Origin of the sequence: Lysobacter sp. Root667 (genome assembly GCF_001427715.1) — a bacterium.
Classification (GTDB): domain Bacteria; phylum Pseudomonadota; class Gammaproteobacteria; order Xanthomonadales; family Xanthomonadaceae; genus Lysobacter.
The window spans coordinates 228,894-242,359 of the sequence record NZ_LMHF01000012.1; the positions used below are offsets into that span (position 1 = coordinate 228,894).

The 13,466-nt window shown below is 66.7% G+C and carries 5 protein-coding genes; all 5 read right to left on the reverse strand.

Annotated elements, in window-relative coordinates:
- From ASD78_RS12455 to ASD78_RS12475, 5 genes are read right to left on the reverse strand one after another with little or no spacing between them, the layout of a single operon-like run.
- Window positions 1-1,521, reverse strand: coding sequence for an oligosaccharide flippase family protein (locus tag ASD78_RS12455; protein WP_056101801.1), 1,521 nt, complete (start codon window positions 1,519-1,521; stop codon window positions 1-3).
- Between the two features lie 38 nt (window positions 1,522-1,559).
- A complete protein-coding gene (locus ASD78_RS12460; protein ID WP_156087733.1) occupies window positions 1,560-3,341 on the reverse strand; it encodes a hypothetical protein in 1,782 nt (593 codons plus the stop codon).
- Window positions 3,338-4,180, reverse strand: coding sequence for a hypothetical protein (locus ASD78_RS12465; protein WP_156087734.1), 843 nt, complete (start codon window positions 4,178-4,180; stop codon window positions 3,338-3,340). Before ASD78_RS12465 ends, ASD78_RS12460 begins: the two co-directional genes overlap by 4 nt.
- Window positions 4,177-4,980, reverse strand: a complete 804-nt coding sequence (locus tag ASD78_RS12470) for a hypothetical protein (RefSeq protein WP_056101806.1) — start codon at window positions 4,978-4,980, stop codon at window positions 4,177-4,179. Before ASD78_RS12470 ends, ASD78_RS12465 begins: the two co-directional genes overlap by 4 nt.
- A gap of 49 nt (window positions 4,981-5,029) precedes the next feature.
- Window positions 5,030-13,393: a hybrid non-ribosomal peptide synthetase/type I polyketide synthase gene (locus ASD78_RS12475; RefSeq protein ID WP_056101809.1), complete on the reverse strand. Its 8,364-nt coding sequence runs from the start codon at window positions 13,391-13,393 to the stop codon at window positions 5,030-5,032.
- Window positions 13,394-13,466 lie beyond the last annotated feature (73 nt).

Below are 13,466 nucleotides of genomic sequence, written 5' to 3' on the forward strand. Positions count from 1 at the left end.
TCATCGCGACCGCGTCATCAGGCCCATCGCCATCCGGCGCAGTTTCTGATCCAGCGCCATGACCGGCAAGGCATACAGCAACACGAACAACAGGCCGGCGACGGACAGTCGTGCCCAAATGGCGTGCAGCCCGAACAGGTTGGTGCCGCGCGCCACGCCCACCAGCACCGCCAGGCACGCGAGCGATACGGCGACCGCATGCGCGTCCGGCAGGCGCGCCAATCCCTTCGGGCAGATCACAAACTGCGCGAGGGCCAACGCGCCGTAAGCGATCGCGGTCGACCATGCAGCGCCCATGTAGCCCATGCGCGGAATCAGAATCAGGTTCATGACCACGTTCAGCAGCGCCGCGCCCAAGGTGATGATCAGCACCTGCATCGTCCGCTTCTTCAATTGCAGGCCGTAGTTCGAGATGGCGAGCATGGAATAGGTCGATACGGTTATTCCGATCACGATGAACACTTCGCCAGACGCGGCCTTGTCGTGCCCGCTGAGCGCCACCAGCATGTCCTCGCCCGATACCAGCAGGATTCCGATGATGGCCGCCACCGCGTAGGTCATCGGCAGCAGCACCCTCTCCTTGAGCGCACGCACCGCGGAGCTGCCGCCGGTTTCGTAGGCACGCATCACCACTGGCGTGAACGCCTCGGACAGGGTCGCGTCTATGAAGACGTTAAGCTGCATCGCGAGCGAATAGCCGATGGCATAAATACCGACGGCCGCGAAATCGCCGGTGAGCTGCTTGAGCAGAACACGATCCACGTTGGCCAGGATGCTGAAAGCCAGCTCATGCGCCATCAGCGGAAGCCCGTAGACCAGGCCGCTACGAACGGTATGCCAGTCGATCGCATCGCGCGCTACGTTGACGTTGCGGTACATCCAATGTGCGAGCCACGCCAGCAGCAGTATCGTGGCGACGATCTTGCCGCCGTATATCGCCAGCGCGCTTCTTTGCACCAGGATCACGGCGCCCAGCACGAGCACCAGTTCGAGCATGCGGCCGATGACGCGAACGGCCATGACGATGTCCGAACGCTCGCTGGCACGTATCACCATCTGCACGATGTTGACGGCCGCCAACATCGGCATCATCAGCACCGCGCACCAGACCAGGGGAGAGAACGTACCCTCCCCCAGCCAGGACCAGAGCACGATCACCGACACGCCCGCGAGCCATATCGTTCCGGACAGCATCAGCGGCATCAGCACCATGTTGGTGCCGAACTCCTGCATTCGTCGCTCGTTTCCGTCGTATGGGTAGAAACGCACGATCGCGTGCGGCGTGCCGAGCTTGATGATCGCGACGCCCAGCAGCATCAGCGTGTCGTAGTACCTGAGAATGCCGAACTGGGTATTGTCGAGAAAGCGGGTCAGGATCGGGAACGAGATGAAACCCGCCAGCATCACCAGGCCATTGGAGATCGAGTAGCGCAGGTAATGCGTCACGATGCCGGGCCGTTCCCGCGGCAGCTCGCGAATGCTCTCGTCCGCGCCCGAGGCGCGTCCCGTCGAACTGTTCATCCCGCGCAACCTCGATCGCCATGGAGGATCATTACGCATCACCGCGGGGCGGCGCCCCGATGAACCGGGCCGCCGGTAGAAGGCGGGCCGGAGGAAACCACCGGCTCCGTCGAATCGGATAAAGGCGCGCGGACACGTGCGTCCGTTGCGGACCGCGCATCGAGCACTTCCACGTACGCGCTGTTCGGCGGACGACCGAGGACATCCAGGACTTCGACGCCGCCCGCAGCGTTGTAGGTATGGCAGCCATCGACACTGCGCTTCAGGTAGGGAGCCAGCCTAGAAAGTTGCCGCTCGCGGTAGGTCGTGGGCCCCAGTTCCAATACCTCGTTGAACACGACGGCGTTGCCGTAGCCGGGTCCGCAATCCTGGGCCGGCCGGATCAACCTGCCGTTGCGATGGAACAGCTTTCCCGCCATTCGGGCGCGGCGTACGTCGCAGACGATGGGGGACGCCGGATGCGGCGCATACGGCCCCTCGAGCTTATCGGCGACGAACAGGAACAATTCGTCGCAGGTGTTGTTCTGGTTCTCGGCGACGTTGGCGAACAGGTACCAGTGGTCCTCGTGATGATGCAGGGTCGGATCCACGCAGACGCGCCCGGTGACGAGATCCTTCACCCGGGCCCATCCCAAGGGGAAGTCGGTGGCCCGATACAGGCTGACGCGCCGGTCGTAGCCGGACTCGACCGTCATGTACCACTGCCCCTCCCATGCGAAGACCTGCGGGAAGGACAGGTGGCCGGGTTCGTCCAGCGCGACGCCGAGCGCGCGCGCTCCGCCCGCGGTCAATTCCACACAGGCGATCGTGGCCTTCTTGAGTCGCGGGTCCAGCATTTCCTCCACGAACAGCAGCCTGCGTTCCTGCGCCATCACGACGAAGGGATCGCCCCACCATCCTTTCGGCGCTTTCAGCAGCGCGTGCGATCCGATCGTCGGCGACTGCGGATCGAGCGGCGCCCCGCCCAGGCGCAGCACCAGCGTCCAGCCGACGCGAGCGTTCCTGAACCAGCCTGTCAGCCAACGCGGAGAAGCGCGCACGATCGACAGGAAGGCGCGCAGTCCGACAGCCCGCCCGACCGGCGCCTGCGACTGCAGTTCCAGCGTCGCCATCGAAAGCGAGCCCGCAGCGAGGCCTCCCTGGGCGACGCGATGCAAGGCGCGCAGCAGCAAGGCAGGCAGCTTGCGGAACGCGTCCTCGCGCTGTTTGAGAAACGAAGTCGCCCGAGTCTTGCCCCAGCTGGCTGCCAGGTCGATGGGAGCCTGGTCCGGCTCGTGCAGGATCAGGGCCATCCGCGTCGCTGTTTCACGACGCATCATCGGGCCGAGCAGCGAGAACCCCGCATGGCGAGGGTCGAGCAGGCTCGCGTCGACATGCCAGCAGGCGCACTCGATCTGGCCAGCCAGCGCGGACGCCCAGGATTTCGTACCGAGCACGATGACCAGGTCCGGGCGCGAGCTGCTGATGCGATCAAGCAGGGAGACGCCGTCCCCAGGACCTGCTGCCGCATGGCCGGCATCCTGTGGGGGATCGGACGGCATCGGCATCGCCGCTAGGCTGCGGGTGCCGCCGAGCAGGGCATGCTCGAACGCAAGCAAGGCGCGGACGCCCCTGGGAATCCCGGAGACCTTGGGCAGCGTCGCGTCGGCGGCGGCCAGCGTCGTCAGCTCGATCCAGTCGTAGCCAGCGACCAGGCCGTGGAATGCCTGCACCCAGGCAGGTACCTGTGGCGGCCCCACCAGAGCCACGCGCAACGGCCGCGTGGCTCCCGGAGGCGCGGGATAGAGAGGGGTCCGTGCTTGCGTGCCGATCTCTTTCATCCGCCCTGGCGCCCCGGCAGTCGGCTCATCCAGCCCGTGATCGCTTCGATCAGGCGCTCGCGCTGTGCCCGCCCGAAATACGTGTGGTCGCAATCGGGCCAGTAATGCATGGTCACGCGCGGGTCGCGCGCCGCAGCGCCGAAGGCCCACTCGAACTGGCGCGCATGCAGGAACCGGTCGGCAAAGCCACCGCTGAAGATCCATAGCAAGCGGACATCGCGCGCCACCATCGCGGCGAACTGCTCGCGGGCCTGCGCATGGCTGGGCCAGGTGCGGAAGGCATTCGAATCCAGACTGGCGTTACCGCGCATGCGCCCTCGCAGCTTGCGGGCGAAATGCCGCCATTCCCTGGGCAGGCGACGCAGCAGTTCCAGCCCGCGCGCGTAGTAGTACCAGGGGCCGGTGAAACATAGACCGTCCAACAGCAATACCGCCGACACGCGCGTATCGATATTGGCGACGTCCCAGCCGGTATCGGCGGCGCTGCAGATTCCACCCACCGCGAAGGTGCGACAGCCGTGCATCGCCTCAAGCTGGTCCAAAGCGGCGATCGTCGCCTGGGTGGCGTCGCACTCCGGCATGCGCGGCGCCTCTCCCACGCCAGGGATGTCGTAACGGAATGTTCGGATCCCGTGCGCCGCCAGCTGCTGGGCCAGCAGCACGTGCAATCGGAACGGCCCGGACCGGGGCTGCAAACCCGCGCTGGGCAACAGCAGCGTCGGCCCTGCTCCGGACGCGCCGCTGAGCACGCCACGCAATCGCCCGTCCGGACCGAAGCGCACGAACACATCGTCTGCCACGGCCGCTTCGACAGGATTGGCATCCAGCAATGCATTCATGCCCATGCTTCCTCGCGGACGGCCTGCCCCAGTTTCCCGACCAGCTCGCGAACCGGAGGCGTGAGGAAGAACGTCGCATCCATCGCGGCGCCGACATTGAAACTGGGGGCATTCGCAGGCAGCGGCAGGGTTCTCGCGATGTCCACGGGAAGCTCCGCCAGATCGTTGCGAACGATCGCCCACATGGGCACATCGTCGCGATGCATGCCCTTGTCCAGACGCGTTTTCCCGAGGTCCGCGCGCAGGCGCGAGGGCGCGGGAAAGCCCATCAGTTGGCCGTCCGAGGGATCGGTCATGCGGGGCACGCCGGCACGCGGCGGCGGACGCAGCGCACGTTCGCGCGCATCGGTCTCTACCAGTTCCTGCACCCAGGCACCGCCATCGACGATCGGTTCCCAAAGCAGGATCAGGTCGGCCGCGCCGCCGCTCTCGAGCCATCCGCGCAATGCCAGCGCGCCTCCCCGCCATGCGACCAGAACCAGTCGTTTGATCCGGGTCCGTTCGCGCAGCGCGGCCACCGCCAATTCGAGATCCCGATGCATCGAGGCCAGATCCAGCTCCTCCCCGGAGCCCCCGGAATCGCCGGTGCCATGGAAGTCGAAACGCAGGGTCGGCAAGCCCAGGCCCGCAAGTTCGCTGGCGACTTCGGTGATGAACCGGCGGCTGCGCGGCAGTTCATGCAGCAACGGCGGCACCAGGACGATGCCGGTCGAAGACGCGCCCGATGCGGCGTGCAGCGCTGCATACAAGCGGTGCGACGACGGTCCAAGCCAGAACGGTTCCCAGCCATCGAGGCTCATGGCGAGCGCCTCCGTGCAATTGCGGGACAGCAGTCGAATGCGGCGAAGTTCATGGGCTGGATCCCTGGTTCAATCCGAACAGGCGTCGCAAGCCGCTGCTGATGCGCCCGCCCACGCCGCCCGCCGGCACGGCGTCCTCCGTGGCAGCGGGTAGCCCCGCCGCGACCTGGGCCAGGGTCTCCGCGCCCAGGCGAATCAGCTTGATCCGCCTGCCGGTATCGCGTTCGACGCGATTGGCCATCTGTACGGCGAGCATCGAATGGCCGCCCAGTTCGAAGAAGTTGTCGTCTGGGCCGGCGGGCAGACCCAGCAACTCGGACCAGATCTCCGACAGGTAACGGACGCGTGGGTCGGCTGCCGCCCCAGTCGCGCTCGGAGGAGGCGAAACGGCCTCCTCTTTAGCGACTGGCGGCAGCAGCGCGTTCCGGTCGATCTTGCCGTTCGGCAAGAGCGGAATCTCATCGAGCACGACGAAGTGCTGCGGCAGCATGTAGGCCGGCAGCAGTTCCCGCAGGTGTGCGCGCAACGCCGTCTCTTCGATGGTCGCCCCCGGCGCTGCGACCACATAAGCCACCAGGCGCTGGTCGTTCGCGCGATCCTCGCGCACGATCACGAGCGCACGGGCGATCTCCTCGCGCGTGGCGAGATTGGCCTCGATCTCGCCCAGCTCGATGCGATAGCCGCGCACCTTGACCTGGTGATCGAGACGCCCGAGATGCTCGAGGTTGCCGTCCGCGCGCCAACGACCGCGATCGCCGGTGCGATACAGCAAGGCGACGCCATCGTGTCCGGGCGTGCCTGCGGCCGTTGCCGTGTAGCGATCGGCGACGAATCGTTCGGCGGTCAGATCCGGGCGCTCCAGATATCCCTTAGTGACGCCTTCGCCGCCTATGCATATCTCGCCCGGCACGCCGAATGGGCAAAGCTCGCCATGCGCATCCAATATCCACACGCTGGTATTGCCTATCGGTCGCCCGATATGGATGTCGGGCGCCTGTCCATCGGGATCGGCGGCGATGCGCGCGCAGGTGGACCACACCGTGGTCTCGGTGGGCCCATAGACGTTCCACAGTGAGCCGCAACGCGACAACAGCGATGTGGCCAGGTCGACGGCCATCGGTTCGCCGCCGCACAGGGCTTTGAACCCATCGTCCCCGTTCCAGCCCGCATCGATCAGGAGACGCCAGCTCGAAGGCGTGCCCTGCATCACCGTCGCGCCGCTGCTTTCCAGCAGCCTGCGCAGTGCGGCACCGTCGCCGGCGGTTTCGCGATCGGCCAGCACGATCTGTGCCCCCACCGCCAACGGCAGCAGCAGTTCCAGCACCGCGATGTCGAACGACAGCGTGGTCACGGCCATCAGCCGGTCCTGCGCAGCCAGTCCCGGCTCGCGGCGCATGCTGTCGAGGAAGTTGGACACGGCACGGTGCGGCACGATTACGCCCTTGGGGCGACCGGTGGAACCCGACGTATAGATCACGTAGGCCGGATCCTCGGGCTGTGCGGCGTACTCGTCGCGGCCGAGCCGCGTTGCCGCGGCCGTCGCAAGCTGGGGCGCATGTTCGTCGAACAACAGCACCGGCCTGCCACGCAGATCGAAATGCGCGGCATGCTCGCGCGTGGTCAGCAGCATGGCCAGTCCGGCGTCGGCGGCCATGTAGGCGAGGCGTTCCGTCGGGAACTGCGGATCCAACGGCACATACCCCGCGCCGGCCTTGAGGATGCCCAGCAACGCAGCCAGCATGTCGGGGCCGCGATCGAGCGCCAGGCCGACCAGCGCGCCACGGCGGACGCCATGCTCGCGCAGCACATGGGCGACGCGGTTCGAGCGCGCCTCCAACTCGGCATAGCTCAGGGACGTCGGGCCTGCGCGCAATGCGACCCGATCCGGCGTGCGATCGCACTGGGCCTCGAAATACTCGTGCATCCTGCATTCGCGGTCGTAGGCGACCGCGGCCGGCTGCAACGACGACAACTCGGTACGCGCAACTGCATCGACCAGCGGCAGGCTGGCGAAGTCCGCAGTCTCGCGCTCGATCGCAGCGCGCAGCAAGGCTTCGTAGGCGCGCAGCCAGCGCCGGATGGTCGCGGCATCGAACAGGTCGCGGTTGTACTGGCATTCGAGTCGCAACTGGCCATGGGCCTGCACAGCGTTCACGAACAGCTCGAAGGTCTCGAAGCTGCGCGGATTGCTGTCGAATTCCATGGACACGCCGCGGAACGCGGTGCATTCCTGGTCCATGGCCTGGTCGAGGTTGAACAGCACGCTGACCAGCGGTATCCGCGCGGGGTCCCGTCGTAGCCGCAGCTTCCTGAGGAGCGTGCCGAAGGTGTAACGCTGGTGTTCCAGCGCATCGAGCAGCATGGCTTGCGCGTCATCGATCGCATGCGCGAACGATTTCGTCGAGTCGAGCTCGAAGCGCAGCGGCAGCAGATTGACGCAGTGCCCCACCAGGTGGTCCGCACCGCACACCGCCTGCCCCGCCGCGGGAATCCCGACCACCACGTCCGATTGCGACGACAGGCGCGACAGCAGCGCCGAAAAGCCGGCTAGCAGCGTGGCGAACATACCGACGCCCCGGGCCGCGCCCGTCCGGCGCAGGGCCTCCAGCAAACCGGAATCGAGTACGTGATCCAGGCGGGCCGAAGCGAAGCTGCGGTTCGGCGGCCGCGGCCGATCGGTGGGCAGTTCCAGCACGGGCGTACCAGTGGCGAAGCGCGAAAGCCAATACGCCTCATCGGCTGCCTGGCTCTCGTCGCCCTGGCGCCCTGCCTCCGCCAGTGCGTAATCGACGAACGAGGCCGCGTCGGGGAGCGGCTGCGCCGTCATCTCGAAACGCTTCCCGTACAAAGCTCCGAGCTCGCGCACGATGGTCCACCAGGACCATCCGTCGCAGACGATGTGGTGCGCCGTCAGCAGCAGCAGATGCTCGTCTTCGGCCAAACGCAGCAGTTCGGCGCGAAACAGCGGTCCCTGGTCGAGCGCGAACGGCGTTTCCACCGTGAGCCGGATGCGCTCGTCGACGGCCACCTGCCTGTCGATGGGGCTCAACGACGAAAGATCGGCGATCGGCAACAGCAACGCGCATCGTTCCAGCACACAGAAGGTTTCGCCGTCCGGCCCGATGCTTGCGCGCAACGACTCGTGCCTATCCACCAGTTCCTGCAGGGCGTCGCGCATGAACTCCAGGTTCAGATCGCCGTGGAACTGCAGCGACACCGAGAGATTGAAGGCCAAAGACGCTTCCGGGCCGAGCTGATCGGCAAGCCATATCTCGCGCTGCGGTTCGGTGGTCGGCGCCACTAGCGTTGGAGCACCGCCAGCGGACGGATCGTGGCCGGTGTGCACGGGCTGCGCGGCTTCGTCGCCGGGCATCGCAACTGCCGTCGCGCCCTGCGAAGTATCGAGTTCGGAAAGTTGCTGTTGCAGCAATTGCATCTGCTGCTCCAGCAATCGGCGCGCCAGGTTTTCCCCACTTTCCGACTCGGACGCCCCGGCCGGTGCCGCGGACTCCGCCGCCGATGCGGGCATGGCTTCAGGTTCCGGCGGCAGCTGCGCATCCAGCATCGTCGCGAGGCGCTGCAGGCTGCTGCATTCGCCCATCAGCTGCCGGAACGTCAGCTTGACCGAGAATATCTTCTGCAGGCGCAGCGCCACCTGGGTCAGCATCAAGCTGTCCAGGCCGAGTTCCATGAAATTGGCCTCGTCATCGACTTCGGAAAGGTCGAGCCCGACTGCGTCCTCGAAGATGTCCGAGAGCTGGCTGACCAGCCGTGCGTGGCGATCCGGCGCACCCGACGTGGCCGGCACGGTCGCATCTTCGGCAGCGGATGCGGGCCCAGCCACGATCGCAACCGGATGCACGGCACTCGCGCTGGGGAGCTGCACGACGTTCGAGCTGGCCGCAGCCTCCACCCAGAAGCGCTGGCGTTCGAACGGATAGGTGGGCAGCAACATCCGCTTACGCGAGTGGCGGCGATCGAACGCGGCGATGTCGATCGGCGTGCCGCGGCACCACAACTGGCCTGCCGCGGAAAGGAAGCTGGAGGCTTCGGTCGCGGGGTCGTCGGCCAGCGACGGTATCGCCGTGGCCTGCTGCTTCAGCAGAGCCGGATGCTGGCGCGACAGGCCGCTCAAGGTCGCACGCGGGCCCACTTCGAGCAGCACGCGCGACGGTGTTTCGAGCACCTTGCCCACGGCCGTCGCAAAGCGTACTGGATCGCGCAGGTGCGACGCCCAGTAGTCGGGGGACCTTGCGGCTGCTTCTTCCAGCCAATCCCCGGTCGCGGTCGAGACGATAGGAATCAGCGGCGCCGACAGCTGCAAGGCGGCTACTTCGGCGCGGAACGGCGCCACCACCGGTTCCATCATCTGCGAGTGGAAGGCATGCGACGTGCGCAGCGCGCGGCAGGCAACGCCATCGGCCTCCAGCTCGGCCTGGAAACGCGCAATCGCTTCCAAAGTACCCGATACGACGACGCTGCCCGGCGCGTTCTCGGCCGCCGGCGACAGATCCGCGGGCAGCCTGGCCAGCAGTTCGTCCCAGGCCAGCCGTACCGAAAGCATGCCGCCAGCCGGCTGCGCCTGCATCAGCGCGCCACGCCGCGCAACCAGCTTCAGCGCGTCGGGCAAGGCGAATACCCCGGCCAGCGTCGCAGCGACGAATTCGCCGATGCTGTGTCCGATCATCGCCGCCGGTACTATGCCGCGGCTTATCCATAGCTGCGCGACCGAGTACTCGATGGCGAACGTCGCCGGCTGCATGATCGCGGTGGGCAGCAACGCCTCCGGGTCGTTCGAGAAAACGCGTTCGCGCAGATCGAAACCGAGTTCCGCAAGCAGCGCATCGGCGCAAGCGTCGAATGCCGCCCGGAATGCCGGTTCCGTGTCGTACAGACCGCGCCCCATGCCCGGATAGGTCGCGCCTTGTCCTGGGAACAGGAAGACGACATCCCCCTGCCGCACCGGTTTGCCGCGTGCCGCAGCAGCGGCGACCTCCGGACTGCGCAGTTGCGCCGCCGCACCGGCAACGTCGTCGGCGACGACCGCGATGCGATGCGCGAACGCCTTGCGGCCCACGGCGAGCGTCCATGCCACGTCGGCGAGGTTGATGTCGGGATCGGCATCGAGACGGTCGGCCAGTTGCGTCGCCGCTCGCGAAAGCGCCGTTGGCGTGCGCGCGGACAGCATGAGCAATTGCGGCCCTTGCGCCGCGTCCGACGCCGGCAGCTTCGGCGCCTCTTCCAGCACGACGTGCGCATTGGTGCCTCCGACGCCGAACGAACTCACGCCCGCGCGGCGTGGGACGTCCGTGGCAGGCCAGTCCGTCAGGGCGTCGTTGACGACGAACGGCGATCCGGAAAAATCGATGGCCGGGTTGGGCGACTTGAAATGCGCGGTCGCCGGAATGCGTTGCTCGGCCAACGCCAGCGCGGTCTTGATCACGCCGGTCGCGCCCGCGGCTATGACCAGGTGACCGATGTTGCTCTTCACCGAGCCGATCCTGCAGAACCCCCGCTCTTCGGTGCCCCGACGGAATGCGCGCGTCAGGCCCTCGATCTCGATCGGATCGCCCACCGGCGTGGCGGTGCCATGGGTTTCGACATAGCCGATGCTGCGCGGATCCACTTGCGCGCGATCGTGGGCCATGGAGATGACCGCCGCCTGGCCTTCGCTGCTGGGTGCGGTGAAGCTGGCCTTGCCGCCGCCGTCGTTGTTGACCGCGCCGCCGCGGATCACCGCGAATACCTGGTTGCCGTCGGCCACGGCATCGGAAAGGCGCTTGAGCAGCACGATCGCCGCGCCGTCGCTGAACACGGTGCCCTGTGCGCTGGCATCGAACGGCCGGGTATGGCCGTCGGGCGACAGCATCGATCCTTCCTGGTAGAAGTAGCCGCTGCGCGGCGGGCAAGTGACGGTGATGCCGCCGGCCAGAGCCATGTCGCAATGGCCGAGGGTCAGGCTGTCGACGGCCTGGCAGATGGCCACCAGCGAGGTCGAACACGCGGTATGCACGCTGACCGCCGGACCGGTCAGGTTGAGCTTGTGCGCAACCCGTGTGGCGACGAAATCCTTCTCATTGTTCAGCATCACCTGGAAAGCGCCGACCTTGTCGACCAGGTCCGGATGCGCGGACACATGCCGCTGGAAGTAGCTTGCATTGAACATACCGCCGAACACGCCCACCGGAGCCGAGGTGGCGTCGGGCACGTGGCCGGCGCGTTCCAGGCATTCCCACGCAAGTTCGAGGAAAATCCTCTGTTGCGGGTCCATCAATTCGGCTTCCCTCGGACCGATGCCGAAGAACGCCGCGTCGAACTGCTCGACGCCGTCGATCACGCCGCGTGCGGGCACATACGCCGGATCGTCGCGATCCTGCGCACTGACGGCAGGATCCAGATCCTGCGGATCGAAGACCGTGATCGAATCGCGCCCCTCACAGAGATTGCGCCAGAACGCCTCGACATCCGCGGCACCGGGGAAGCGTCCCGCCATGGCGACGATGGCGATCGGCTCGACGGCTATCCCGCCGCTTTCCCTGCGGCGCGCCGATGCATAACGCGCAGGATCGATCTCCGCGGCGCCGCGGCCTTCGAGCGAGCCGGCCAGCGTTGCCGGCGTCGGATGGCGAAACAGCTGCGCGGTGGGTATGGCACTGGCATGCGCGCCGGTCTGCTTGAGCCGTTGCAGCAGCCTTGCCGCCGATAGCGAATCGCCGCCCAGCTCGAAGAAATTGTCGTGCCGTCCGACGTTGTCGACGGCGAGAGTTTCGCCGAATGCGGCGCACAGCGATGCCTCCAGCGCTCCGATGGCGGGCTCGAAGGCATGGGCGAGTTCGGGCCGCTGCCGGGCCGGTGCCGGCAGCGCGCGACGATCGAGCTTGCCGTTTTCGGTCAATGGCAGCGCCTGGAGTTCGACGAATGCGCCGGGAACCATGTAGTCCGGCAGGACGGTCGCGAGATGGGCGCGCAGGGATGCCTGGGAAGCGTGCACGTCGGCGGGAACCACGTAGGCCACCAGCCGCGCCTCGCCACCTGCGCGGTCGTCGAGTGCGATCACGGCACACGCGCGGACGGATTCGTGCCTCGCAAGGACGCTCTCGATCTCGCCGGTCTCGATGCGGAAGCCGCGGATCTTGACCTGGTGGTCGCTGCGGCCGAGATATTCCAGATCGCCATCGGCGAGCGAACGGGCCAGGTCGCCGGTCTTGTAGAGCCGCACACGCTCGCCTTGAGGCGACTGCCAGTCGAAGAACCGCTCGGCGGTCAAGTCCGGGCGATTGAGATAGCCGCGGCTAACGCCGGCGCCTGCGACGTGGATCTCGCCGACTTCGCCGGCGGCGACCGGTACGAGTTCGGGATCGAGCACATACAGGCGCAGATCGGGAATGGGTTCGCCGATCACGCTGCCTGCATTGCGCTCCAGGTCCGTGCGAGCTACCGGCCGGTAGGTGACATGGACCGTGGTTTCGGTAATGCCGTACATGTTGATCAGCTGCGGGGACCGGTCGCCGTGACGCTCGAACCACGGGCGCAACATCTGCAACTCCAGGGCTTCGCCTCCAAACACGACGTAGCGCAGCGCCAACGCCGAAGGCTCGCTGGCGGACGCGAGATCGGCATGGATGAGCCCGCGGAACGCCGATGGCGTCTGGTTGAGCACGGTCACGCGCTCGCGCACCAGCAGCGCATGGAACGCGTCCGGCGAGCGACTGACCAGGAACGGCACGACCACGACGCGGCCGCCGTAGATCAGGGCGCCCCATATTTCCCACACCGAAAAATCGAAGGCGTGGGAATGGAAGAAGGTCCACACGTCGTCGGGACCGAATTCGAACCAGGGCTGGGTCGCGACGAACAGCCGCGCGACGTTGGCGTGCGTGACCTGGCAGCCCTTGGGTTTGCCCGTCGAACCGGAGGTGTAGATGACGTAGGCGATATTATCGAGTTGCGCCAGCGGCTCGGGGTCGTGAACCGGCTCCGCGGCGAACTCCGCCCAGTCTCCGTCCAGCAACAAGGTCGCGACGTCGGTCGCAGGCAACGCGCCCCTCTGTCCCGTCGATGTCAGCAGCACGGCGGGGCGCGCGTCCTCGAACATGAACTGCACGCGATCGCGCGGATAGGAGGCATCGACAGGCAGGTAGGCCCCGCCGGACTTCAGGATGCCGAGCAGCCCGACCACCATTTCCAGCGAGCGCTCCAAGCCGATCGCGACCAGCGTCTCCGGCCCTACCCCCAGCGAACGCAGGCGATGGGCGAGCTGGTTGGCTCGACTGTTCAGTTCGCGATAGGTCAGGCTGGCGCCATCGCAGGTAACGGCGATGGCATCCGGCCTCGTGGATGCTTGCTGTTCGACCAGTTGCGGTATGCAGGCGAGCGGACGGTACTGCGAAGAACCATCGGATAACTTGTTCATACCCATGTTTCCCCTACCCGCGCCCGCAGCACTGGCGACCCCACCGTGATGACATCCCAGTCGTAGCCCCCGG